This window comes from Microcoleus sp. A003_D6 (genome assembly GCF_036702825.1).
In the GTDB taxonomy this organism is placed as follows: Bacteria; Cyanobacteriota; Cyanobacteriia; order Cyanobacteriales; family Microcoleaceae; genus Microcoleus.
Map to the genome: position 1 here is coordinate 1 of NZ_JAUBWA010000071.1, position 24,573 is coordinate 24,573.

Here is a 24,573-nt window from a genome sequence, read left to right on the forward strand (position 1 = left end):
AATCTTGCACACTTTCAGCGCCGTCACGAGCCAAAGTCTTTTGATGTAAGGGTTTTAGGCTTTTTCAGCAAGCCCTAACTAGACGCGCCAAGCCTAAAACTGATATTGAGAATGGCAATTTGGTTTATTTGCCAAATGGTCAAGCCGCCAAAAGTGGATTGAATAAATCAATGCTTGATGCTGCTCACGGTCAATTCGCCAGCGTCCTCAAATATATTGCTTGGAAACTGGGTAAAAGCGTTTTATTTATCGACCCCAAAGGAACTTCTCAGTATTGTTGGAATTGCCTCAATAAAGTACCGAAGGAATTGTCGGAACGGTGGCATTATTGTCAGTGTGGAGAATCTTTGGATCGAGATGAAAATTCAGCCAAACTTATCAAAAAGATTGGTCTAAATTACGAAAGTGGCGGGGGAACTCCGTCACTCAAAAAAGCCTTTGCGAAAAAGGAAAAAGAAGCCTGCGGTCTAACTGTACTCAGTTGACCGTCAGGTTCGTTCACTACAGGATGTCCAATTGCTCTGGTAATTCAAGCTCGCCCCAACCCAATCTCAAGGAGCATCCGAGAGGTTATTAGTCGGAAGATTGCTCACAGCCCGCTGGAGAGACGAAAGCCCCAAGTTGTAGGTGACAATTGCCGACAATCGGTTTCTCTCAGCCCTAGTCAAATCAGTTTCCGCCTGAATCACATCCGTCTGAGTACCCACACCAGCTTGAAACCGCAGTCTCGCCAAACGCAGAGCTTCCCTCGACTGCAAAACCCCCGCTTCAGAAGTTTCGATATTCTCAAAACTCGACTCCAAGCCAAAATAAGCTTGTTCCACTTCCCGGCGCACCTGATTGCGGAGTTGGTCGAATCGAGTTTCGGCGATCGCAATATCAGCATTCCGCTGACTCACCCTGGCCTTCGCCGCGCCCCCGTCGAAGATACTCCAAGTCAGACTCGCCCGGATCGAATACCCGTCGGCCCAGCCGCGAGTAGCATACGGATCGGGGTTATCAGGGTCTTGTCCCAGCACGTTGTAACTACCCCCAACACTCAGTTGAGGCAAACGCCCCGCCTGAATCGCTCGCGTCTGCTGCTTGCTGATATCCCTCTGCACCAACTGCTGTTCCAACTCGGGCCGATTCTTAAAAGCCTGCACGATACTCTCTTCCAAAGACAGGCGCCAAGAACCCGCTTGTTCGATCGGGTCAGCCGCCGTCAAATTCGCCGACTGGCTGATATTCAAAATCTCAGCCAGCCGCCGCTGGGCAACTCGCTGATCGCGGCGGGCCACTGACAGTTGTTGCACTTCGTTAGCCAAATTTGCCTGAGCCTGCAACACCGCAAACCGGGTTCCCACCCCGGCCCGTTCCAAAGCTTCGGCATCCCGCAAACTTTGCTGGGCATTTCTCACCGAAGCTTGGCGGATGGCAACTTGTCCGTCGGAGTTTTGCAAGTTGTAGTAAGCCTCAGCAGTGTCGAAGCGGAGTTGCTCGGCTTGGCGTTCCACATCCAGTTCCCGAAGGCGCAACTGTTCCTCTGCCGCGCGGATCGTAGCGCGCCGGCCTCCGAACAAATCGATGTTGTAGTTCAACTGCAAAGTGCTGTTGAGACTGTTGTTGCCGAAATTTGTGCCGGCTTGGAGGGCGGGCTGCCCGGTTCGGTTTGCCACAGCGTTGAGGCGGCGTTGGTTAGCCCGGATTCCGAGTTCTCCGCCCGCACTGACAGAACGGCTGGCGTCCATTTGAAAATTGAGGTCGGGATAGAGAGCAGCTTGCTGTTCGCGCACAGCGAATCTGCTTTGTTCCACTTGCTGTCCGGCGATTTGCAAAGTTTGGCTGTTGCGGCGGGCGAGGTCGATCGCCTGCTGCAAGGTAATTGCCTCAGTTTGCTCGATCCTGACATCTTCGGGCGAGGTCGGAAACAGCAGCGGATTCGGGTTGGGTTCCAGGGAAGCCGGAGGCTTAGTGTCTAAAATGCCCCTCGGGGTGAGAGGGGGGAAACTTTCGTTCGGAGTGCCCTGGATAATTGGTACCGGGGAACTCGGCACCGGGGAACTCGGCACCGGGGAACTCGGCACAGGCCCATTGTTGGGGCGGCTCGGGGAAGGTTGCTGAGCGTCTGTCGGCCCCAAACCTCTCAGAGGCGTTGCACCGCCCTGAGACAGAGTTGATGGGGAAGCTGGAGCAGCCTGTTGAGGCTTTGATGCAAGCGAAGGCCCGGTTGGGGGAGTTGATGCGATATTAGCTTCCCTTTGCTGCTGAGACTCGGAGGTTGGGGCGTTAAGGGCGATCGGCTGTTGGGGATCTGATGCTGGTTCTGGGGCTGTGTTCGAGGCCGATCGAACATTCGGCCCTAATTCGAGTTGATTGCTAGGGGCCAAGCTGTCCTGGGACTGAGCCGGAGGCTGTGCTGAAGCACTCTGTCCGGGGTTGCTGAAAGTAATTGCAGCGCCCACTCCGACGATCGCGATTTGACGAAAAACACGCATAATTTTTTAATTAATCTGCAATTCTAGAGATCATTTTAGAGCAAGATTTGGCATCAAGTTTCTAGTTTGTAGCCTGAACTCGCCAGTTACAAGTCAAAATTACCGTACTCATGTTACTTTTCAATGTTGCATTCAAAATTTACAAATCAACTTCAGCAGTTGCTCGACCGATCGCCCCTAAGATTAGTTCCTCTACTCCGCTAACCGGCAAAATCCGGGTTTTCAGGGAGCTGGCGAGCTGTTCGAGGGTCATGTCGTCGAGAAAACGCGGTTCCCCCTGTTTTAGCATCACCGACGGCAGCAGGATGCCATCTCCCAAGTCTCGCCCCTGCAAAGCTTCCAGCAAATCTTGCCCGGTGAGCAAACCCGTGACAGTGATAGTTTGTCCCCAGTAGCGGCTGCACAGTGCTGCCATGTTGACGGACAAGCCGGGAATTTGGTTTAGTTGTTGTACGATCGGCTCAAAAGCTTTTTCAACAGCATTCCCCACCACCCAAACCAACTTTCGCGGCGGGTTAACTGACATCGGTTGCAGCTTTTCAAAAGCCGTTTCAAACTGCTGGACAAACTGGCGGATCGAACCCACACCGTTACCAATTTGGGGATAATCTTCGTAATCGGCAGCCGACGGCAACTCTAAACCAGCTATTAAAAACCACTCGTCAGCCAGCCAAATACAGCGCGATTTTGAATTTTTCTTTTTCGCCTTTTCACCGCCTTTCCCCTTACTCAAAAGCACTTGAATTTTCTGCACTTGCTCGATTACTTCCCGCGCTTTTTGGGCAGTTACTGCAATTAATTCATCTTCCGCAGGGCGAAAGCGAGTTAAACCCACCGGCACCACAGCCACCGATGCTACAGCGGGGATATTTCCGGTATGAAACTTTGCCAAATCTAACAAAGTGCGTTCCAAATGTTCGCCGTCGTTAATACCCGGACAAACAACAACTTGAGCGTGAATTTGCAAGCGGCGTTCTTGAAACCATTTGATTTGTTCGAGAATCTTCCCGGCGCGGAGATTTTTTAACAGCCTAATTCGCACTTCCGGTTCAGTAGCGTGCACGGAAACGTAGAGAGGAGAAAGCCGCATTTGTTCGATTCTGTCCCACTCTTTTTGAGTCAGATTTGTGAGAGTGAGATAGCTGCCATAAAGAAAGCTGAGGCGGTAGTCATCATCTTTGAGATACAGAGTTTCGCGCTTTCCCGGAGGCTGCTGGTCAATAAAGCAAAAAGGGCAGCGATTGTTGCACTGAATTAGTCCGTCGAAGAGGGCAGTTTCAAATTCTAAACCTAAGTCTTCGTCGTACTCTTTTTCGATTTCTAACTTGTGGGTTTTGCCTTTACTGTCTAAAACTTCTAGTTCTAGAAATTCATCGGCGCACAAAAATTGATAGTCGATTAAGTCACGGGGTTTTTGGCCGTTGACAGCAATGATGGCGTCGCCAGCATCAAATCCAATTTCGGCGGCGATGCTATCTGGAATAACTTTGCTGATTAGGGCTGGACGTGTTGATAATTCGCTCATAAGTTCGCGATAAATTTTTTATATTTGATAAATTGCTGTTCAAAAATTTATTTTATAATTTAATCGAGTCTAAAAACATATCATGATTTATGTCATTTGTCAAGCAGGCAGCCTAGGGAAAAATAGGTGTTTGTGAAGTGCGATCGACCGACAACCCTCAAGCTTTCAAATAATTTATTGTATGTATTAAGTCACATTAAATCTCTATCATTAATTGCGACAATTTTACGGCAGTTAGCGCAAAGGTAAAAATCGCACTTGTCCTTCCCATTCCCCTTCCAGACTGCACTCAGAAATTAGCAAAATTTCCTCAATCGCCAAACCTACTGCAACACGGCGGCTGACTTCAAATAACCCTGGCATCGCCAGACCTGCTTGGATTCTCTCGTAGGCGAAGTTTGTCATCGTTGCTACATCGTGAGTTAGCACGACCCGCCCTTGCAGCGCTGCCCATTCTAAGACTGTTGGATCGTCTGCTTCTATCAAGCCCATATCTTGAACGCGGACAATATCAACATCGGGATTCCGTCGCAGAATACCCCGAACAATCTGATTGTTAAAGTTTTCATCAGCCAAGAATCGCAGCATATAAAACTACTCTTTTTGGTTGCGTCTTGCTAATAAGCGATCGCGTATTCCAACTGGGTTAAAACGCCTTTCGGCTTCCTGCTGAACTTCTGCGGCAAGACGTTGACGTTCCATCAGATAAGCATCAACTTCGGATTGGTGTCGCAAGTAGTAGCCGATCGCAAAATAAATATCGGAAAGTTCGAGAGACGGGTACTGCTCCCGGATTTCTTCTGCTGTGGCTCCTTCTAGAAAAGCTGTAAGGACTGTATCTAGGGTTACTCTGGTTGTGCTAATGCGGATGACACCGTTTGCATCAGCCACAAGCGGAATTGGTTCAGCCGTGGGCACGAGTAGCATTTTGAGATTGAGGGTGGTGTGAATTTTCTATCTTCAGCATAGTCGATCGACACTCCCGGCTCTAATATATTTTTTCTGCACGTCCTCCTGCAATCTGTACCTTAAAAGTTATTCCGGGTAGCTGAGGCTGCCATCCGAGTTGCATTGCTTGCTGCATCCATTGCGTTACATCGGATGGTGTTACTGGTTTCACTTCTTGTTTGCTTACCAAACCTTGAGGATGGGGTCGATCGGTGATAATAACTAAAACGGAACCAGGTTTTGCGATACGCTCGACTGCAACATGAAGATTTCCGCCATGAAAGCATTCTTGTGTATAAGTAGGTTGTCTGCGGATGAGCCAGATGAAAGGCTCCCCATCAACTATTATTTTTCTTGTTCCTTTTTTTGGTATTGACATAGTTTGCTTCCAGCCAGTTTACTCATGGGATTATAACGAAAAGACTCAAGCATCTGGTTCTTCAGAAGTTGTGCTAAGCTGTTACGCATTTAAACCACTAACGAGACCTGTAGGGTGCGTCAGCTAGAACACTGACGCTCGCAAGGGAAACGAGAAAGGGCTGACGCACCCTACAATACTATTTTAAATGCGTAACAGCTTAAACCCTCCCACAGTTGAGAAAGGGGTAATGTTTGTCCAGTTATGGCTTGCTGCCAAGATTGGCGAAAGCTTGCTGCTGAAAAATCTGTATCTTCTTCTGTTGTCGTAGCTTGAGTTTCCAGGGAATGGGTGCGTTGGATAATAGTGGATAGTGTTTTAAGTAGTTCAAGTTGTTCTGTCAATGACATTGACTGAGCAAGATCGATCGCTTGTTGAAGTTGTGAAGTCATAGTAAATCCTCCTTGTTGTATTTTAGATTAGTTTCCTACGATCGCATACCACAAACTCACCATCAGGCACAAACTCGCTAAATGCTGTGGAATCAAAGATTTAATCGATCGCTTAGCAATTTGTTGAGTCACAAATATCGTCACCAACAATGAGACAATCAAAGTAAAACCTTGCAAAAAGCTAATCACCGCTGGATCTCCTACAAAACTAGGCAAATCATCTCTAATTTGTCCGAAAGTGGCAAAAGTTACCGGAATCACTCGCCCGCCTTCCTGCAAGCCCAATCGCCAATAGTGAGCCAAACTACCGCCCCAAACTAGGGGTAGATATCCGTAGGCAAGAGAGACAAATGAGAGAGGTTTATAGGTTGTAAATGGGATGGTTTCTGCTTGTCCCAATCGGTAAATTGCCTGCATGACGGCGTAAGCTACTAGGGGAATCATTGGCGGGATAATTAACACCGCGAGCGACATTCCTAAATGAGGGAAAAATTGCTCTAAATTGATGCCCAGCCCCAACAAACTATCGATTTCCGGTAAGCGATGGAGATAGATACCGCCTAATAAGAGAAATAACAGGGCAACTTCATAACTGTGAGGAACGTGGGTTGTCCACAATTCGATTCCCGGAGGGCGCAGATTTAATTCTACCGATCGATGGGGACAAGCTTTTAAGCAAGTCATGCACAAGACGCAATCTTTATTATCAGTTAATTGGGCGGGATGGGAATAAATAGGACATCCATTAGTGGTTAATCCTTCCCCCAAGCCCGGGCCGCCTTTATAACATTGGTATGTAGTGCATTCCGCCGCGCAGGTTCCTTGTTGGGCGCGCAGTTCGATAATTGATAGTTTAGCAAACAATCCATTCATGCCTCCGATCGGGCATAAATAACGACACCAAAATCGCCGCTCGAAGATTAGCGAAAAAATTACCGCGCCCGCCGTAATTAGCAACAACAAACAACTGGATAAATAGGCGGTATTTTCTAAATTCCACAACTCTTCCCACAGAAATATCAGGGTAAATAGTCCAAATAGAAACCAACCGCCCCATTTTTCTGCTTGTTTGCGGGGCCATTGATTGAGCGTTCGCGGGAAAAATTTCAGCGATAGTTTTTGGACGATTTCCCCATAAATCATAAAAGGGCAAAAAGCACACCACAATCGCCCGATGATGGGGAATAATAATAAAATTAACGGCCACCACCACGCCCAAAAGATATTTAGGGCAAAATTATGTTGTCGATCTTGGGGAGCAACAAACAGGATAATTACCACCAATGCAAACACCCAACTGGTAAACCAATAATTCACGCGATCGGGATACCAATCGCTCCGTAAAAATTGCCGAAATTTTGGATAGATATTTAATAAATTCAGCCGAAACTTTTGTTTCTTCGCTGCCTGGGCCCAAAACACTTCTTCCGTTAATACCTGACTCCCCTGTGCTTGAACTAAGGCGCGATCGACCATTCCCTGCAATTCCTGCAAATTACCTGGAAAATCGTAGGCTTGCAAGCGGCGAATTGCTTCCGGTGTGACTTGGGGCTTGACTAATTTCTTTTGGCGACCAATGATGTTGAGATAATAGTTGACTTGTGCCTCTAAATCTGCTTTTCGTACCCGCAAAGATGGGACTTTAATCTTGTGTTGTGTCAGCTTATCTAGCTTGGGCTGCACAATTTCTGAGATTAAAATGATGCGGGCATTAGTAGAACGCGGTGGCGGTGGTATTTGCCCTTCTCTGACTACTAGGGTATAGGTTCCATCGGTTAATAATTGCTGAATTTGGGGGCATAATTGAGCTGGTAATTCTTGCACGTCATTTAAAATTAACGTCCCTTCTCCCAACCATTCCAACAGCCCCGGTTTGCCGCCCAACCGCCCGAATAATTCCGCTCCATTGCTCTGAAGTAAAGCACTTTTAATCTGAATAATTGGCTCGTTGCGGCGGTGGGAACCGAAATGAATTAAAGCAGCTAAATTATCTTTTTCTAAACCAGGTTCGCCAGAGATTAATACCGATCGGCTGTCACTCGATGCCGTGCGAATTTGTTGGCGCAATTTCACTGCATAACGGCTATTTCCAATTACTCCCCGTCTCGCCCTGGGTACTAGATAGCTGCGGAGGGAATTTTGACGCTCGCGTTCGTAGGCAATTTCTGCTTCTAACTGTTCTAATTTCGCTGCCAAGCGTTGAGCGTAGGCTTCGGTAATGCGTGGATATCTTTCTAGCAAACTGCGCCAGCGATCGGCACTAATTACCCAAAATTGACATTCTGTACGGGCAATAATTCGACTATCTGCCGGTTGCGATCGCTGAAGGGCCGATAAATTGACGATCGCCCCCGGTAACAAACTACTCCCCCACATTAAACCCGGTTGTTTGCTGCGGTAGCGATCGGCTTGTCCTCGTTCTAGGATGTAGAGATTGGTGACGGGCGTATCTTCGATTACCACTCGAAATCCAGGGGGAAAAGTTGCCATTTCCATTTCCAGCGCGATCGCCTGTAAAATCTCGCGGGATAATATGCCTAATTCGGTACTCTCTTCGAGCCAGTTAACTAATTTTTCGGTAGACATCGCTTAGCCTCGGCGAAAGCCGAATCGTGGTAGTTGGTGTAGAATCTATTATATTCAAAAACTCGACAACCATTCCTCAGCTAGGTTTCTCAATTTTCAACCAATTCTTTTGCTACTTTTTGCAACAAAGATGATTGACTGTTATCGCTAATCTTTAAAACATTTTGAGTGAGCGTACTAAAATGTAAAGCTGTGATGGGATGTTCGATAAGTTCAGATGTTGGAATTGCCTCTTTAGAATATTTACACCCGATCGCATGGTAGACTCTAAACCCTTTTTTTATAACCGAATCTATAGCTTTTCCAGGGGGAACATAATACTGAATGAATGTTTCATTTTGTAAATCTAAACAAATCATATTTTGGATGCTGTTAATGGGTTTAATTTCCCCGTTATAATAGGAAATTAGTGGTAATAATCTACTACTATCTTTGCCTTGATTTTTTCGGTTTATTTCCAGCTTTCCGTTTTCTAAATCTTCAATAACACCATTTCTTCCAATTAAAATTGGTGTATATACATCGCTAGTATAACAACTAATATATAATTGCTCTGTTTCATCTACAAAATATTGTTGATTGTCGAGTAAATTTTCCGAATTTTTTCTATTTTTTAAAAAATTAAATCTATTTTTGATCTCCTTCATATCGCGCATTACATTTTTTATGTATATGCAACCGTCTTTATAAAGAAATTCGATCGCAACTGCTTTAGCTTCCTTGTTTCTAGGGCTGCGTACATATATAGTAAAGAATTGTTTCTCAGAAAATGATTGAGGAGTAATGGGCAAGCCCAAATTGGAATTTACAAAACTTTGCCTCATCCAATTCTTAATTCCCAGTTCGAGCCAAACCTTCTGAAATTCCGGTGAGAGCTTTATCTTGTATTTCTCGCAAAAATTTTCCCATTTTTTTTTGTCTTCTTGCTTTTTTAGATAACAGGAAATAGCATCATCTACGTCCAATAATTCCCCATCAGTAAAATCCTGCGTATCTTGATTCAGAATATTTATATCGATTTTTTGGCTATAATTAAAAAGTGACAAAGCAGCTTTTTTTACATATCCAACAGCCCTAAATTCAGGTATATTTAGACCCTGAATACTGAAAAACTCTCCTGTATCCAAATAGTTTAATTCTTTCTTTAACTGAGAATAAAAATCAACTTTTGACTTGTTATCTATTTTTGTTGATGGATTCCAGAAACCGTCACCTCTCTGGTAAGCCATTGAACCCGCTTCTTCCTCCAAACGTTTATTAAAAACTAAATAGTTTTTTTCCTTGTCAAGTTCAATAGTTGACCAAGGAACAACTTCAGTAATTTTCCAACAAGGAGCGTCCTCACCCTCAAGTTCTAATCGTTCGTAGTTACTAATGGTTTTTGCAGAATTATAAAAACTGAGTTCGGAAACTCCCTGATATTTCAGGCAATTTTTCAATAATTGTCGGTCGGATTCAGTTAGATCGATTCCAGTATTGTTAATAATTTCTAATGATTCTATAGATTCTAGAACTTTATCATTAAGAAAAGGATTCTTTAAGTAGTGGTCAGCCTGAAAAGGAAGAGGTTCAAATGCGATAGCGCACTCCTTTAAAAAACTCTCAAGTTTAGTCATGAGATTTTGGTAATGATAAAGCTGAGTCTTTTTGAATTTGTCAAAATCTGCGTCATCTTTATCGAATCGCATAAAATCAATCTTATTTTTGCGACGAGCATCGCGATCTCGATCGAAGTAGTAGTTTTTCTCTTCATAAACTAACAACTCTCCCACATCGTCACCATCTACGGTGCTGTACCGATCTTTTGGTAAAAATCGTCGGCTTTTTCTAGATAAGGTTAATGTGAGTACATCGTGTTGATTGTATTTGATTAATAAATTCTGTCCCCATACCAACAGAGCATTTTTCGATTCAGTTAGCTCTTTGGAATGGATGAATAGTAGTTCTTCAAAACCATTCATTGTGTCAACAGATAATTTTCGATCAAGAATATAAAACTTAAACGCTAAATTTAAAATCCTTTCTCGATTGCTAAGCCGATCGCTAAATAACTGTTTCCATCCAGAATGATTATTATTGGAGGATATAAAGAATACATATTTTTTCCCCTCAACATCTGACATAAAGTATTGAATATCTGAAAGATTCGGCTTTTTTCCATCTACAGAAAGCCGTTCTTGGATCTGTTGTTTGATGAATATATGCCGTTTCTTATAATAAAAATTCGCCTCGGACTCCTCATCTTCTGTTCCTCGATCTGCCAGTGAATATTGCAGAGGAAAATGCTCGATTCCCTTGCCCATTTTAAAAAGGTATTGGAAAATTTTTTCAGCAACTTTTTCAGGAGTCTCTAATATTTTTAGCTGGTTTGTTCTCGATGGATCTGATAATGCTTTGATTTTATTTTTCATTTTATTTCTCAGTTGTAAATAAAAACTCTTGGAGAATATTGGATGCAACCGGACAATTACGAGCGTCACAGTAAATCAAATTTCCCGAAAATAGCGTTGGTGAGTATTGGTGATTTTTTTCTTGGTTTGCGTGCAAATTTAGAAGCAATCCTTTCACACCTTTAAATTCTGGATAATCTGAAACAATTGCATTCAGCTTGTTTTGGGTTTTTTCCAGCGTTTGATTGGAAAGGCGATTTCCTGAAGCTCTACTCCATGCTTTAACATCTATACAAAATAGTCTGTTGTCTTTGATATAGTACAGATCGAACCGCTCATACAGCTTACAATATTTTTTGAAATCTAGCAATGGCTCAAAACCATATAGGGTTTTGATAGCTTTCCAGTCTTGTCCTTTGAAAATTACATATTTAATCCAACGCTCCACAAAATTTTCTGTTAGTGATGGATACAAAACATCATAAAAGAAACGCGGACGCGGAATATAAGTATTAAAAATTTCTGGTTGTGGAATCAAGTCATTGTATAGTCTGTAAATTCGATCGGTAGAAGGATCTAGCAATCCAAGTTCATTACCTTCCAAGTCATAACCCCGAGCATTTATTTTGAGATATTCAGGATATAACCGCTTTTGATAAGGATAGATTTTTTCCCCATTGATGCTATCGCTGATAACCTGGAACTTTTTGCCATCTTCCTCTTCTGACGCTAAATAAGGTATAAACTCAGCTTGTTCTAGGTTGTGATAGAAGAGTGATTCAATAAAATCAGCAGGAAATAGCTTTAAATCTTGTAACTTTTTTAGATACTTATCTGGGTTTTGGAAAACAACTGTATCGCGGACAGCATCCCATGCTTTTGTAATATCAAATGTATTTTTGCGATCGTGAAACTTATCGATTTCTTCTAACATTGTTTGTCTGAATTTTTGAAAAGCTCGATCGGCCTCAATCTCATCACAGACATGATCTTCATAATTATTAATCGAGCGCTTCTTTTCTTCTTCTCGCAGGCTTAGATAAACTTGGTGGTTGTTTGCAGATAATTTGCGAATTTCATTAGGTTCCGAGCGTTCTAAGTATCCGTAAAAATTTAGTAAATTTTGTCTGGTTTCTTCATTGATGAAGATTTTTACAACCTGATTCGGAAAATCCCGTCGCTCCGATCTACCTATCGCTTGTAAAACTCCTTTTCCTAATAAAATTTGATGTTGCCGCTCTCTAAATTCCGCCGCTTCAGGTTGGCTCAGGTATTTGTTAAAATCTTTAATCTCAAAAGTAGAGTTTCCCAACTTTACAATACTTTTCATTAACGCAAAATGGTAAAGTGTAGTAGATTTTTCAGAATCAGTTGATTTTTTGAGTGGTGGTTTCATTACGGTATAGTAACTGTCCATTAGCAAAGCTAAAGAGTCAAAATCTTTTTCCTCACCGCTTGGTTTTTTGATAATGGGGTTTAATCCTTTTGAAGCTGACTGATAAGCTGATATAAAGAAAATTTTCTGCCCTTCTACTTCAACAAGCTCGTCTATGTATGTTTTCTGAGCTGTTTTATCTTCGTAAAGACTGTTGAATGAGGCCTCATATAACATGAGTTTAATCTGAATATTACTGTGATATTTTGGATGCTTTACTTGTACGCTATATATGTTTGGATGTTCGGGCGATCGCTTGAATATAAAGTTACCATTCTTAACTATTTCACAATAATGTATCAACTGTTTAATCCAGCTTAGGGTTTGAGTAAAAGCAATTGTTTCTTGAATCGAGTCATCTTCAAAAAGATAAAACAATAATCGAATAAAATTTTGCAATTCTTGTGTTTTGTAAATACTAAACCAAGTACCATCATTCTTTAAAGAATCGATAAAACCTTTTAATACTTTTTTTTCAAGGTTTTCTACAACTTGTTTAGTTTGTTGGTTGGGAAAGGATGATACATCTTTGTTGAAAAAATTTACTGTAATCTGTCGCTGCGCCTGACGATGAGTTCTGATTTCTTCACAAAGCAATATTTCTTCTTCTATCATTGTATTGAATGAACTTTTCCCAGACCGATCGCGCAAAGTATCTTCTAAATAACTCTGGTCGTAGCTTGTGCTTAAATCTCCAAAAATACCCCCCGTTGCGGAAATCATAAAAATCACATTACTGCGATTATTTAGCATTGACTTGATCTTGAATTCAGGCGAAGTAAATATGGCTGTACTGCCAATAGAAACTTCTCTAAGTGCGGGTTCGATTAGGTTATTTTTATAACTTTGATAGCGAGAAATTTCTTTGATATTTACGATCGATTTATAGCTTTCATAGACATAGGCACGGTTTAAGTATTTTAGCGGTTGATTTTGTGGGGTACTCTCTTCACTTGCCTTTTGAAATTTAGCTATCTGTTTCGACCAAATATCTAAAGAACGGGATTGCGAATCCTCAGCATCTAGGACATTAGCCAGAAGTTCTTTGATGGTTTTAATTTGCAATCGAACTGCTAGAATGGCATAAATTAATTCTGCCACAGAGGTATTGTCTGAAACTTTTTCTTCAGTTATGTGGACATGACCGCTGGCAGCTCTGGTTAAAAATAGTTGTTTGAGAGGTTCAATATTATAAATGTATATATTATTATATGAAAAAATATTCATCATATCGTTGCCAATCTTGTTGTAAAGTTCTTGAGGAATCAGCAAACTTCTGTTATTCTCGAATCTTGAAAAAACTCTGGATAACATCTCAAAATCCAATTGGATAAGATTCTCTCGATCGCAGTCGTTTAGAGTCTCGAAGATTTCATTGAGGGATTTTTCGAGTATTTTTTTTATTTTTACAATTTGTTGCAAAAAATTGATAGAGTTCCCTTCCTCGGCGGTCAATCTTTGATATGTAGCGGCAAATTCTTGCAGATTATTTTCAAGAGATTTACCCTTTTCAAAATGTTCTTGAAATTCATTAAAAGCCCCCTTGTTATTCTCGATAAAATTTAGAAAATCTCTGTTGTCCTTGCTTTGTTTAGAAAATAGAAGAGAAAATTCTCTATTTATAGATGAGAGTGCATTATTGATAGCTAGTGCTTTAGGAGAGATGATGTCAATCTTTTCCTCTAACATAATTTGATAGCCATCTTCCTGTTCATCAAAGGCACAAATAAACTTTCTGGAGTTGTTTGTGTCCTGAATAACGTATTCATCGAGATCGCTGCTTTTTTTGATCCATGTTTCACCATTATGTCTAAAGTACGAAATAGCTGTTTCAAATTTCTTATACGTGAGCATCAATATGCCCGATTTTTCGCGCAGGAGATGAAGAGGAAAGAATATTTCCATTAGCTTGAAACATTCGTTCAACCAGCTATTTTCATTGGGCTTACATTTGACAAGAAATTCTAAAAATTTTTCAATAAGTTTGTCCAATTCTTGTTCGGCTTTTGCGATCTGGTCTTCGTTAACTTTATTGTCGCCAAAGTCGGTTTTCTTTACATATTCAAGGCGGTTAATTACACCTGTTGCTGTTTTGAGATTTTCTCGAGCTGCCTCGACTTTTTCCCGAGGATATTCTTTATCGCTAATCTTCCAAAAACTTTTATCCTTTAGGATCGAAGTGATCCATTTTTTGTACAATTTAATATACTCGTCCGTCGTTTTCATTTTTAATGAATTTAGTTTGTAGACGGGAATATTGGGATATTGACTGGCGACTGAATTGGGCACCACTAGATGCTCTCTTAATGGGGCAACATATATACCAATTACCTGAATATTTCGACGGTCTTCAATGGTTTTATATATTGCTTGAAACAATTGGTGAGTTTTGCCTGAACCCGTACCATAATTGATGAGTTTGAGTTGGGAACGGTTTTCCTGAAAACTATCTTCAATAGTCGTAAGGTAGGAATTAAGAATTTTGGAACGAGATGATTCTAACTGCTGATGAAGAAAGTCTGTTTGCTTGTCCATGACCTGCCATCACCTTATCTAGGGTAAATACATAATAATGACCGCATTTTACCACAGTTGACTGCAAATGAGTAGAATTTAAGTGAAGTTCGATCGAACTCAAGTTCGATCGATGCTGGCTACGGTTCGGATTAACTCTCAAACTGCCAGTTGACAGGTTGCCAATCATATCCACCCCGATCGCGCGCGCGCCAATGTCCAATTCCCGGATACGGAAAATGATAGACAAACATTAACGTGCGATCATCGCCCGCAATTTTTTCTACGGCTTGGCGGTTTGTTGCAGCCATCTCTCGATCGGCATCACAACTTAGCTTCCAGTGTGGCTTCCATAAATTAATTGTATTAATGTGAACCGTAACTGAGTCATTAAGTTGATTATATCAGTTCACCATCTTTAATCTTGGTCTCATTCTCATTTTCAATAAACTCAAAAAATTGCGAAATCTGTTGGGTCGATATGATGTGATAAACACTTTTGGTACTTCGCGCCCGATCGATATATTCGCGATATTTTGGGCTCAAATATTTGTCACACAACCAAAGCACGCGGTAACTGGTAATCGAACTCTTTAATATTGGGCTGTTTTCCGGCCAGCCTTCGGGCGGTTTAAAATAACCCGAGATCATTCGTTTAGTCACCCACCAGAAATGCACGTATAGCGGTAGATCGACAAAAACCAGAGTATCCGCCTCATCAAGTCGCAGCCAGAGGGTTTCCATGCAACCAAACCCGTCAATAATCCATCTGTCAGCCTGCAAAATTTCCTGATGGGCGCGTTTGTAGTCTTCATGTGGAACCTCAGCGCCGCCCGATCGATATTGAATCTTGTCTAAGATGTGAAGCGGCAATCCAGTGATGTCCGATAATCTCTTGCTGAGAGTTGATTTACCGCCTCCAGTGTTGCCAAATACTGCTACTTTTTTCATAGCTACTCCTTCGCCCGAGTTCGAGTTTAAGTTTAGCCGATCGACTTTGCGAGCAAATATTTAGCGCGATCGACCTCTTGCCCGCTGCCTTCTACGATTAATAAAACACTGCCCCGAGAAATCTGCTGCTGATAGGCTTTAGCTTGCTCCGAAGTCAGCCCCAATCCAATTAAAGCCCCCATTAATCCCCCCGCAGCCGTGCAAATTCCGCCGCTCAACAGGGTAAAACCGATCGCCCCCGACAGCATCACTTGACCCACACCCGGAAGCGCCAGGAGTCCCGCGCCCAATATCAGCCCGGTAGCACCGCCGAGCAAATTGCCCAGAAACATTCCTTTCTTCAGTCCAGTTGCAGTGCCTGCGATCGCTCCAAACGAGTTGGAGGGAAGGTTTAGAGAATTTTCGCGTTCCTGAGAGCCTTGCCCGAGCAAGAACACCTGCGCTAATGGAAAGCCCGAAAATACTAGACAATCGAGGGCTTCTCCTGCGGCTTCACGGTTGGGAAACGTTCCGAGGACTTGTCGCTGCTGGGTCAAAATCGTATTAAACATTGTCGGATTAGAATTACTTGATTGGTTTCTGTATCTTTCACTACTATTTTACATATTTTTTGAAATAGCAAGGGTGAAACTACCTGAGTGTCAGCTTTTGCTGACAAAAAAGCGATCGCGGGGAAGTTCAACCCGCGATCGCGCTTTCTTAGTCCGCTTCGCACGGACATCGTTTGACAAGGAGCGGTTTCAACCGCCGAGTGGAGTGATGCTAACGGCGAGGTGCGTACATAATCACCAAAACGCCCAGCAAAGCAATCCATCCTCCCAGCAAATCGTACTTATCAGGAGCAATTCGATCGACAATCCAGCCCCACAGAATCGACAGCACAACGAAAACACCGCCGTAAGCAGCATACGCCCGTCCAAAAGTAGCCGGTTGCAGCGTGGGAATCACCGCGTAAACCGCCAAAATAACAGTGCCAATTACGCCTAACCAAGGGCTTTTGCCTTCGCGCAACCACAGCCAAAACAAATAGCCACCGCCAATTTCGCACACTCCAGCCCCAAAAAAAAGCCACAAAGATTGAATCATTTCTTTTTCCGGGAATCGCTCAGCGTAGCAGGTTCTTCAATTGTCAAAGCAGCTTCGTTTTCTTCCCCCGTGCGAATGCGAACTGTGCGGCTTACCGGAATCACAAACAATTTACCATCTCCAACTGTTCCTGTTTTTGCCGCTGCCACAATCGTATCGACAACCGCATCGACGATATCGTCATTGACGACAATTTCAATTCGGACTTTGGGCAGAAAGTCAACCGTAAAAGGTTTGCCCTCCATATCTAAGAGCCCCAAAAAAGCCAGGGGTCTCCCTTTTTGCCGCCCGAATCCCTTCGCACCGGTGACAGTCATTCCCTGAATGCCCAGTTTAACTAAAGCTTCCTTGACGGAATCCAATTTACCAGGCTGGATAATCGCAATAACTAATTGCATAGATTTTAAGTACCTATCGAGATTTAGAAGAAGGGACACCATCGCGCATGGGACGATCAATATCCGAGGGCAAAAACAGGGGTTTGCCTTTGATTAAACTGTCTCCAATCAGGTAAGCAAATCCTCCCACAAAGAAGGCGATCGCAATGCCGATCGCAGTTAGAGAATTTGTCTTGGCATTACCCACTCCAGTCAAACCGTAGTAGAAAATCCCGCCAACCATGAATAAATTCGCGACTAAACCCAACAAGGGAATTACAATTGTTTTGATTGGGTTATGTTCTTCATCTAGCAAATGATCGAGAGTAGCAACTAACGTCACGCCGCAGGTAATCCCGTAGAGCATAAACGTGCCGATATTAGAAACTAACGTGACGATGGTGACGTTATCAACACTCTGCACCGCATAAGCGCCGATCAAAGCCGAGAGTCCACTCAGAAAGTAAATCCCGATGTGAGGCGTGTTGTAGCGCCCGTGTAAAAAGCCGAATACGGCTGGCAATTCGCGATCGCTCCCCATCGCGTAACTGATCCGAACACCCGTTGACAGCGACGATAGCGCTGTCCCGATCAATGCCATGACAACTGTGCTGGCGATCGTAATTTGCAGCAAAAATCCGTTGCCAAACAGCAGCGTATCTCCCAAAATTTTCGCGATATCGCCGATCGGCGCACCCGACGACAATGCTGCGGCAAAACCCGTTACAGTTTTACCGTCAACAGTTGCAGTGTATTGGTCTCCGATGAAAAAATTAGCGGCAAAATACTCAAAAAAATAGCAGATACAAGCCTGAATAAATAAAGATAGAATCACGCCCCGAGGAATATCGCGCTGGGGATTAATAGCCTCGCCAGCCATCGCTGTTGCCGATTCAAATCCGACCAGTAAAAGAATGGCTATCGTCGCTTGGTAAATCAATCCCGATAAATCGTGAGGAACCACAACGCTAAGGGCATTTGCGTGTTCGTAATTCACATTCGGATGACCCAATCGGTACACAATCATCAACAATCCCAGGAAGGTTAGAGAGCTAATTTGCACAATGTTGATGATGATATTAATCAGCGTAGAACCGGTAACGCCCTGGAGGGCAATAAAGCCCACCAGCCCAGTAAAGACAAAGCAAATTAAGGCTTTGCTGAACCAATCCGCTGCAAAATCCGGGTTAAACAACTGCCCGATGTAAACGACAAGCGTTCCCATAAAGCTAATCATAATGCCGGGGTACACCCAGTAATACAAGTGCGCGGCCCAGCCGGTGACAAACTTTGCCAAACGGGCCAAACGAAAGTGTTTGTGCTCCTCTTTTGCTAAGATTGCTGCTTCGGCATAGTAGTAGGAACTGCCCGCACCAGCTTCGGGGTAAGCTTTAGAAAGCGTTGCATAACAGCTTGCGGTTAGTAGGGCTATGCAAGTTGCAAGGGCGATCGCGGCCCACATATTTTTAGCCGAATCCGGCGGGGCTTGCAGTTGGTAAGTCGTCCACAGAAAAGCGCCCGGTGCAATCAGCGCCATCGCATTAATCGTAATTCCTACCAATCCCAGGGTAGGCTTGAGTTCTCCATTAGACTGGGTCATTTGAATCTGTTAAATCCGTCATAATTTGCATATAGCCCCTTATATAAGGGCGAATACTCTATAAATCCGTATCGCCGAATACAAGAGCTCCCTAAAAGTCCCGTTTAATTCAGCTATAAGCTTTGTTCTGTAGGGATTAGAGGAATTATTAATTTTGCACCATCGAATTTCCCGCGATTCTGCGAGTTGTAGCCGTTGGTAATCGGTAGACTTATTGCATACATTTTTGATTGATAAAGAAACCGCATATCGGGGCAGATAAACACAGATAAACGCACCCGGTAGCAGATACCTTTCAAAATATGAAAGGGACTTGCATTCCGAGCGGGAAAAAGCTCGCCCACCTCACTTAATTGAGAAAGGCTATAAACTTTCGTTCAGTTATATTTTATAATTGAGTGTTCTAGTTTTTAATTATACCGAGAGCCGATTTTTTACAGTCCTGAAAGCAAAAATTTGTTTAATGGCATCAGTTAGCCCAATTCTTTAATTGTTCAATTATTCAGTAGTATAAGGTGCGCCAGGCGCACCCTAAATAATGCCGGTTCAAGTCAGTTTTGTTTTAGATATTTTTCAGTGCTCCACCTGCGATCGCCGTTAAAATTGCCACGCCAAAAGCCAGCCGATACCACACAAAAATCCACGTATTCTGAGTTTGCAGGAACTTCATCAGCCACGCGATCGACAAATAAGAAAATACAAACGCCGAAATCGTTCCCACTATCAAAGCTGCAAGTCCAGCATCGCCGATTCCTTCTCCCAAAGCACCCTTCAATTCCACTAATCCAGCCAGAGTAATTGCCGGAATTCCCAATAAAAAAGAAAACCGCGCGGCCGCAGGTCTTTCCAATCCCATGAACAATCCTGCTGTTAGGGTAGAACCCGATCGCGAACACCCCGGAATCAATGCAATTGCTTCAGCTAATCCCATCAAAATACCGTCTTGAACAGTTAACTTTTCATAAGTGCGATGGCGCTTGCCAGTTTTTTCTGCTATTGCTAACAGCAGCGACATGACGATCGAAGCAATGGCGATCGCACCCAAACTTCTCAGCGGCGACTTGTCAAAATCTGGAACCAATGCCTTGATTAGCAGCCCAAAAAAGACTATAGGTATTGTTCCCAAAACAATTCCCAGCGCTATTTGAAACTCTTGCGATTTGTAGTCGCGCCGCACCACGGCATCTACAGCACCCAAAGTTATAGTTGTCAAGTCTTTCCAGAAATACCAAAGCACTGCCACAATACTGCCTAACTGAATTACAGCAGTATAAGCAACCCCCGGATCGCCCCATCCTAGAGCGATCGGCACTACCTTCAAATGAGCGCTGCTGCTGATGGGCAAAAACTCTGTTAATCCTTGTACAATTCCTAAAACAATCGCCTGCACCAGATTGATTTGAGCAGGCCCGGAAACATCAGCAGCGGGCGTTTGGGCGAGGAGTGCGTCAAGCAAAAATATCATTTGTTGTCAGTTCCTAATTGTCAGTTTCTAGCTGTCAGTCACCAGCGATCGGTTGATATCAAATCCGGTGGATTGTACGGGATATTTGTAGGGACGGGGCAGTGCCGTGTCCCTACCCATAGTGCTTACTGTCGATCGCCACTAAAAGCAAATTATCATAATCGATCCGAGACTACTTTAACCTACTCAACAACATTTGCATACATTTTGCTGATAAACTTAGGAAAGTTTTTGCACGCTTTTTCGCTTTCCTTACAGCAACTGCCAACAACCTATGATATTTTCTGAGTACCAAAATTCCCTTATTACTGCTGCTGCTTCAGGCGGACGCTTGTGGCGGCGAATCTTGGGGGCCAGTCTTTTAACGGTGGCGATCGCACTTAGCTTGATACTGCTAACCGGCACGCCACCAGCCTTCGCAACTCTCACCGACGATCGCTTCGACGGCACTATCTATGCCCTATACGCCGGCAACGGTTCCCTAGTTCCTCCTAAAGTCAAGATTACCGATTCTTTCAAACGCAATAAACCCGTATTGTTAGTGTTTTATACTGACGACAGCAGCGACTCCAAGCAATACGCGATCGTCGTCTCTCAACTCCAGGAATTTTACGGGCGCGAAGCCGATTTTATGCCCGTAACAATTGACTCTTTGCCTCCGCAACCGTCACCGAAACTCACCGAACCGAGCCATTATTACGAAGGTTTCGTACCTCAAACTGTGATTCTCGACCAATCGGGAAAAGTAGTTTTTAACGAGAAAGGACAAATACCGTTTGAAAAGGTAGATGATGCTTTTCGGAAAGTATTTGACTTGCTGCCCAGAGAAAAATCGCTCCCGCTCAAACGCCGTGTCGTGAACGAACTTAACGTCGAATTGTCGAAGTAAGTCGAAGTAATAGGTATAGCGGTTCTCAGAAAGATGAGGTACGTAGTTGGGCTTGGGCCCTCTTAGTTTAGTGGTTATATAAGCTGTCAGTCATACCTCATCTTTTTGATAAAAGCTATAATGGCTAATTGCTAGTCGCTATAGCAATTTTCAATGATTCCTTAACCATAGTTTTTTTGTCTTATATTGGGTAAGGTGCGCAATGCGCACCCTACATTTAGGGTGATACAGTCAACAGTCAACAGTCAACCGTCATTCTTCCTCAGTAATTCTTTACAAACCCCATCTCGGGTATCAAGGCAAAATGGACGTGAACTATTTAAACTTTAAACAATGAGTAGAACCTTAATTCCTGTGATTCTGGCCGGCGGTAAAGGCGAACGTTTTTGGCCGCTGAGTCGCAAGCAGCGGCCCAAGCAGTTTTTGAGTCTCGACGGTAGCGGCAAGAGTTTGCTGCAAGCTACTGCGGAAAGACTATTAACATTAGGTAACGGTTGGGACGATTTGTGGGTGGTAACGTCGGAAATGTTGGCTGCGGGAGTTGGCGAACAGTTGCCGCTGCTACCTCCTGAGAACTTGCTGGCGGAACCGGAGGGCCGGGATACTGCGCCGGCGGTGGCTTGGACTGCGATCGAAACTGCGAAGCGTTACGGTGAAGATGCGGTGGTTGGTTTTTTCCCGGCGGATCACTGGATTGGGGAACCGGAGGAGTTTGTCAAGACTTTGGAGGCGGCGGCGGATTTGGCGAGAAATCAGGATGCGATCGCCACTTTGGGAGTAAAACCGAGTTATGCTTCTACGGGTTACGGCTACATCGAACAAGGCGAGGAAATTGGCAGTTTTGGCGGTTTTCCGGCGTACCGGGTGGCTAGGTTTACCGAAAAGCCCGATCGCACAACTGCTGAAGAATTTGTAGCCAGCGGCAAGTTTAGCTGGAACGGTGGAATTTTTGTCTTTCGCGTCGGAACTGTCTTGACAGAATTGCGAAATCATGTACCGGAAATGATGGCAGCTTTGGAAGCGAAAGGTGCGGCTGCTTACTCCGAATTGCCGAAAATAAGCATTGATTACGCTTTGATGGAGAAGACGCAAAAAGCCTGTGTTTTGCCCGTAGGCTTTAGTTGGGACGATTTGGGTGATTGGAATGCGATCGGTCGTTTGCTGCAAGGAGACAAGCCAAATGTCGAATTAGCAAAACACGTCGGAATTGATACCAAGGAAAGCATTTTCTATGCAGCGGATGACAATGAAGTGATTGTCACAATTGGTTTAGAAGATGTGGTAGTTGTCAGAGATGGGAATGTGACCTTAATTGTGAAAAAAGACAGGACGCAGGAGATTAAACAGGTGATTAAAGTGTTGGGAGAAGATGAGAAATTGAAAGATTTGTTATAAAGGGCGTATCACTAAAAAAACAGGTGCGTAGTAAGGACTGAAGTCCTTTCTTATCCAACAAGAACCCTAGGAATAAAGTTCTTACTACCAACCTCTGGACGGAACCAAATTAAAAGCCCACTTATTCATTAGAATCTACTTTCTTCTTAAAATGTTGAGCAAATTCACTTAATGAGTTATTTCGGGCGATCGTTTGATCGGTAATCTCTAGTTTCTCGGCAACTTTATCTGACTCATTCTCAGAATATTGCTGTTTTTTTAAATCTTTATCTTTCAGTTGAGAATTTATCTTTTTGACAATATCTTTAGAAAAATTGACTAAATACTCCTTAGCATTTTTCCCTCCAGATTCAGCTTCAACTATCAAATTTGTTTGACCTTTTTGATATTTATTAGCAAACTTTTCCCATTTCGGATCGGTTCTAGTTCCGAGATTTTTTGTAAAGTAGCAACAAATGCCAAGACAGTCAACTAATAGCCAAGCTTCTAATTCTTGACGTATAAGTATTAACAAACATTTCCCTTGAGATTGTGCTACAACTCTATTGATTCTATTAATTAGAGAATTAGGTTCTTGCAATCGTTGAGCTTGAGATTGTACACCATCTGCATCAAGTAAAAATATCACTATTTCGTTGTTTATAAGATAAATATCAACTGCCTTTTTTAGACCATCACCTCCTGTTTTTTTAATAGCTTGATTAAAAGCTATTTTAGAACTATCCAAAACAGTTATATTGGAGTCATAGTATTTAACAATCTTCTTAGCTATACAGCAAACAGTTTTACTATCAAAATCTGACTCTGGAGCCCAGATAAGAATATTACTCATACTATTGTTCTAAAATTCCTTGTAGTAGATGACTGTGATAAATTGCACTACCTACTCCAAAGTCTCTCATCCATTCAGATAAATCATCCCGACACTTCCCTAACTCATCTACGGGAAAAGCTTGTGTTCCAACGTCATCTGTTTTGCTTAGAAGTAGTACAGAAACATCTGAGTTTATTTCATCCAAATTGAAACAATCAAGTAACTGGGAACTATGAGTGGTAATAATTACCTGTGTTTTTTGAGACAGTCTTTTTACTACAGATGCAACCTCTCTTAGCAGTCCTGGATGAAGATTGCGTTCAGGTTCTTCAATCCCAATCAGTGTAGGTAGCTGATCTTGATGAAGTAACACATAATAAGCCATAATTCGGAGAGTGCCATCTGACATATTGGACAAAGGAATCTCTAAACTACCTTTTTCCAATACTTTAATTATTTTCTCTCCTTCTTCGTCCACTAACTTTAAGCTTATACCCAGACAATCATTAAGTTCTTGACTAACTAATTCAAACTTTTCTCGATCGTTCTCAGCCCAGTATTGTAAAACATCTTGAATTTCCCTACCTGTGCTACCCAGACTGGGAATATTTTCTCTGTTCATTACAATATTGTCGCCAATTACAAACATAGGACTACCTCTCATCGACTTAGGATCTAAATCGTAGAAGTCCCAATTTATGATAAATTCTGCAAGTTTAGCCGTAAATGGTCTGTCTCCAAAATCACCGGCAGACTTTAAGGCTAAGTTGCCAGCTTTAGATTGATATCTCTGAGAATTTCTTCCTTTTTCATCTCGCACTGTACCCTCGCCATTTTTTGATTCTATTACTTTATGCTTACTTATCAAAAGTTGCTCGCGCGAATAAAAAAATTTTCCTTCTTGTAGAGACATAGATACAGTATACTCGGCTGTTTTCTTAGCTTGTTTGACAGTAATAGAAAAAGTAATATCTTGATTTACCCCAAATCTCAAGAATCTTTGCATAAACTCCACAGGGGGGGGAGAACCAACTGTTACCATCTGACTGAGAATCGATAATGCCTGTAGAGAGTTAGACTTTCCGCTAGAGTTACATCCCACTAGAATCGTTAAATTTTTAAAATTTAACGTAAGATCGCCTAAGCTCCTAAAGTTTTTTATGTTAGCTGATACAAGTTCAATAGTCATAGGTAAATGTAATTTGTAGTAGAACAAATTAATTAAGTGTCAACTAGATTAAACCCCGATCGATGCTTTTGGATAACAAACCATTCAGAAAAATCTAGACCATAAAGTCTATATTACCATCA

General features: G+C 42.9%; 21 protein-coding genes. 3 read left to right on the forward strand and 18 right to left on the reverse strand.

Annotated features, from left to right (window positions below; all coding sequences use genetic code 11):
• The first annotated feature begins 119 nt into the window (after nt 1–119).
• Nucleotides 120–485 (forward strand): transposase, encoded by a 366-nt coding sequence (locus QUB70_RS19465; RefSeq protein ID WP_332982842.1) that lies wholly within the window; start codon nt 120–122, stop codon nt 483–485.
• A 66-nt stretch (nt 486–551) separates the two neighbouring features.
• Here QUB70_RS19465 and QUB70_RS19470 read toward each other — a convergent pair whose 3' ends face one another.
• The 16 genes from QUB70_RS19470 to QUB70_RS19545 all read right to left on the reverse strand — a co-directional run bounded on the left by QUB70_RS19470 (nt 552) and on the right by QUB70_RS19545 (nt 20,164).
• A complete protein-coding gene (locus QUB70_RS19470) occupies nt 552–2,477 on the reverse strand; it encodes a TolC family protein (protein WP_332982844.1) in 1,926 nt (641 codons plus the stop codon).
• 139 nt (nt 2,478–2,616) lie between these two features.
• Nucleotides 2,617–4,002, reverse strand: coding sequence for a TIGR03279 family radical SAM protein (locus QUB70_RS19475; RefSeq protein WP_332982845.1), 1,386 nt, complete (start codon nt 4,000–4,002; stop codon nt 2,617–2,619).
• Between the two features lie 234 nt (nt 4,003–4,236).
• Nucleotides 4,237–4,590 (reverse strand): DUF5615 family PIN-like protein, encoded by a 354-nt coding sequence (locus tag QUB70_RS19480; protein ID WP_332982847.1) that lies wholly within the window; start codon nt 4,588–4,590, stop codon nt 4,237–4,239.
• 6 nt (nt 4,591–4,596) lie between these two features.
• The gene (locus QUB70_RS19485; protein ID WP_332982848.1) at nt 4,597–4,929 is read right to left on the reverse strand and encodes a DUF433 domain-containing protein; all 333 of its coding nucleotides are present in this window, start codon (nt 4,927–4,929) and stop codon (nt 4,597–4,599) included.
• Between the two features lie 61 nt (nt 4,930–4,990).
• A complete protein-coding gene (locus tag QUB70_RS19490; RefSeq protein ID WP_332982850.1) occupies nt 4,991–5,329 on the reverse strand; it encodes a hypothetical protein in 339 nt (112 codons plus the stop codon).
• 170 nt (nt 5,330–5,499) lie between these two features.
• On the reverse strand, nt 5,500–5,760 hold the full coding sequence (locus QUB70_RS19495; RefSeq protein ID WP_332982852.1) for a hypothetical protein: 261 nt from the start codon (nt 5,758–5,760) through the stop codon (nt 5,500–5,502).
• Between the two features lie 27 nt (nt 5,761–5,787).
• Nucleotides 5,788–8,346 (reverse strand): sigma 54-interacting transcriptional regulator, encoded by a 2,559-nt coding sequence (locus QUB70_RS19500; RefSeq protein WP_332982853.1) that lies wholly within the window; start codon nt 8,344–8,346, stop codon nt 5,788–5,790.
• Between the two features lie 89 nt (nt 8,347–8,435).
• Nucleotides 8,436–10,757 carry a hypothetical protein gene (locus QUB70_RS19505; RefSeq protein WP_332982854.1) on the reverse strand — a complete coding sequence of 774 codons (2,322 nt, stop codon included), beginning with the start codon at nt 10,755–10,757 and terminating at the stop codon, nt 8,436–8,438.
• Nucleotide 10,758: 1 nt separating this feature from the next.
• Entirely contained in the window at nt 10,759–14,706 is a 3,948-nt protein-coding gene (locus QUB70_RS19510) for a hypothetical protein (RefSeq protein WP_332982855.1), read from the reverse strand.
• 131 nt (nt 14,707–14,837) lie between these two features.
• On the reverse strand, nt 14,838–14,996 hold the full coding sequence (locus QUB70_RS19515; RefSeq protein ID WP_332982857.1) for a hypothetical protein: 159 nt from the start codon (nt 14,994–14,996) through the stop codon (nt 14,838–14,840).
• Between the two features lie 88 nt (nt 14,997–15,084).
• Complete coding sequence (locus QUB70_RS19520) at nt 15,085–15,636, reverse strand: adenylate kinase (protein ID WP_332982859.1); 552 nt, start codon at nt 15,634–15,636, stop codon at nt 15,085–15,087.
• A gap of 32 nt (nt 15,637–15,668) precedes the next feature.
• On the reverse strand, nt 15,669–16,187 hold the full coding sequence (locus QUB70_RS19525; protein WP_332982861.1) for a hypothetical protein: 519 nt from the start codon (nt 16,185–16,187) through the stop codon (nt 15,669–15,671).
• Between the two features lie 211 nt (nt 16,188–16,398).
• A complete protein-coding gene (locus tag QUB70_RS19530) occupies nt 16,399–16,722 on the reverse strand; it encodes a YnfA family protein (protein ID WP_332982863.1) in 324 nt (107 codons plus the stop codon).
• Entirely contained in the window at nt 16,719–17,120 is a 402-nt protein-coding gene (locus tag QUB70_RS19535) for a P-II family nitrogen regulator (RefSeq protein ID WP_332982864.1), read from the reverse strand. Before QUB70_RS19535 ends, QUB70_RS19530 begins: the two co-directional genes overlap by 4 nt.
• Before the next feature lie 13 nt (nt 17,121–17,133).
• Nucleotides 17,134–18,699, reverse strand: a complete 1,566-nt coding sequence (locus QUB70_RS19540; protein WP_332982865.1) for an APC family permease — start codon at nt 18,697–18,699, stop codon at nt 17,134–17,136.
• 562 nt (nt 18,700–19,261) lie between these two features.
• Entirely contained in the window at nt 19,262–20,164 is a 903-nt protein-coding gene (locus QUB70_RS19545; RefSeq protein ID WP_332982866.1) for an undecaprenyl-diphosphate phosphatase, read from the reverse strand.
• A gap of 274 nt (nt 20,165–20,438) precedes the next feature.
• On the opposite strand from QUB70_RS19545, the gene QUB70_RS19550 reads away from it, so the two are divergent.
• A complete protein-coding gene (locus QUB70_RS19550; RefSeq protein WP_332982867.1) occupies nt 20,439–21,053 on the forward strand; it encodes a thylakoid membrane photosystem I accumulation factor in 615 nt (204 codons plus the stop codon).
• Between the two features lie 333 nt (nt 21,054–21,386).
• Complete coding sequence (locus QUB70_RS19555; protein WP_332982869.1) at nt 21,387–22,448, forward strand: mannose-1-phosphate guanylyltransferase; 1,062 nt, start codon at nt 21,387–21,389, stop codon at nt 22,446–22,448.
• Between the two features lie 121 nt (nt 22,449–22,569).
• On the opposite strand, the gene QUB70_RS19560 is transcribed toward QUB70_RS19555, so the two are convergent.
• Both QUB70_RS19560 and QUB70_RS19565 read right to left on the reverse strand, forming a co-directional pair.
• Nucleotides 22,570–23,280: a hypothetical protein gene (locus tag QUB70_RS19560; RefSeq protein ID WP_332966070.1), complete on the reverse strand. Its 711-nt coding sequence runs from the start codon at nt 23,278–23,280 to the stop codon at nt 22,570–22,572.
• Nucleotide 23,281: 1 nt separating this feature from the next.
• A complete protein-coding gene (locus QUB70_RS19565) occupies nt 23,282–24,451 on the reverse strand; it encodes an AAA family ATPase (protein ID WP_332982870.1) in 1,170 nt (389 codons plus the stop codon).
• Between the last annotated feature and the right edge of the window lie 122 nt (nt 24,452–24,573).

What these genes read in the sequence shown, in the direction of transcription:
- QUB70_RS19540 (WP_332982865.1), bottom strand. Translation starts at nt 18,699, where the DNA reads ATGACCCAGTCTAATGGAGAACTCAAGCCTACCCTGGGATTGGTAGGA.
- QUB70_RS19560 (WP_332966070.1), bottom strand. Translation starts at nt 23,280, where the DNA reads ATGAGTAATATTCTTATCTGGGCTCCAGAGTCAGATTTTGATAGTAAA.
- QUB70_RS19510 (WP_332982855.1), bottom strand. Translation starts at nt 14,706, where the DNA reads ATGGACAAGCAAACAGACTTTCTTCATCAGCAGTTAGAATCATCTCGT.
- QUB70_RS19520 (WP_332982859.1), bottom strand. Translation starts at nt 15,636, where the DNA reads ATGAAAAAAGTAGCAGTATTTGGCAACACTGGAGGCGGTAAATCAACT.
- QUB70_RS19475 (WP_332982845.1), bottom strand. Translation starts at nt 4,002, where the DNA reads ATGAGCGAATTATCAACACGTCCAGCCCTAATCAGCAAAGTTATTCCA.
- QUB70_RS19485 (WP_332982848.1), bottom strand. Translation starts at nt 4,929, where the DNA reads ATGCTACTCGTGCCCACGGCTGAACCAATTCCGCTTGTGGCTGATGCA.
- QUB70_RS19555 (WP_332982869.1), top strand. Translation starts at nt 21,387, where the DNA reads ATGAGTAGAACCTTAATTCCTGTGATTCTGGCCGGCGGTAAAGGCGAA.
- QUB70_RS19490 (WP_332982850.1), bottom strand. Translation starts at nt 5,329, where the DNA reads ATGTCAATACCAAAAAAAGGAACAAGAAAAATAATAGTTGATGGGGAG.
- QUB70_RS19550 (WP_332982867.1), top strand. Translation starts at nt 20,439, where the DNA reads ATGATATTTTCTGAGTACCAAAATTCCCTTATTACTGCTGCTGCTTCA.
- QUB70_RS19480 (WP_332982847.1), bottom strand. Translation starts at nt 4,590, where the DNA reads ATGCTGCGATTCTTGGCTGATGAAAACTTTAACAATCAGATTGTTCGG.
- QUB70_RS19535 (WP_332982864.1), bottom strand. Translation starts at nt 17,120, where the DNA reads ATGCAATTAGTTATTGCGATTATCCAGCCTGGTAAATTGGATTCCGTC.
- QUB70_RS19495 (WP_332982852.1), bottom strand. Translation starts at nt 5,760, where the DNA reads ATGACTTCACAACTTCAACAAGCGATCGATCTTGCTCAGTCAATGTCA.
- QUB70_RS19565 (WP_332982870.1), bottom strand. Translation starts at nt 24,451, where the DNA reads ATGACTATTGAACTTGTATCAGCTAACATAAAAAACTTTAGGAGCTTA.
- QUB70_RS19470 (WP_332982844.1), bottom strand. Translation starts at nt 2,477, where the DNA reads ATGCGTGTTTTTCGTCAAATCGCGATCGTCGGAGTGGGCGCTGCAATT.
- QUB70_RS19525 (WP_332982861.1), bottom strand. Translation starts at nt 16,187, where the DNA reads ATGTTTAATACGATTTTGACCCAGCAGCGACAAGTCCTCGGAACGTTT.
- QUB70_RS19500 (WP_332982853.1), bottom strand. Translation starts at nt 8,346, where the DNA reads ATGTCTACCGAAAAATTAGTTAACTGGCTCGAAGAGAGTACCGAATTA.
- QUB70_RS19515 (WP_332982857.1), bottom strand. Translation starts at nt 14,996, where the DNA reads ATGGCTGCAACAAACCGCCAAGCCGTAGAAAAAATTGCGGGCGATGAT.
- QUB70_RS19545 (WP_332982866.1), bottom strand. Translation starts at nt 20,164, where the DNA reads ATGATATTTTTGCTTGACGCACTCCTCGCCCAAACGCCCGCTGCTGAT.
- QUB70_RS19530 (WP_332982863.1), bottom strand. Translation starts at nt 16,722, where the DNA reads ATGATTCAATCTTTGTGGCTTTTTTTTGGGGCTGGAGTGTGCGAAATT.
- QUB70_RS19505 (WP_332982854.1), bottom strand. Translation starts at nt 10,757, where the DNA reads ATGAAAAATAAAATCAAAGCATTATCAGATCCATCGAGAACAAACCAG.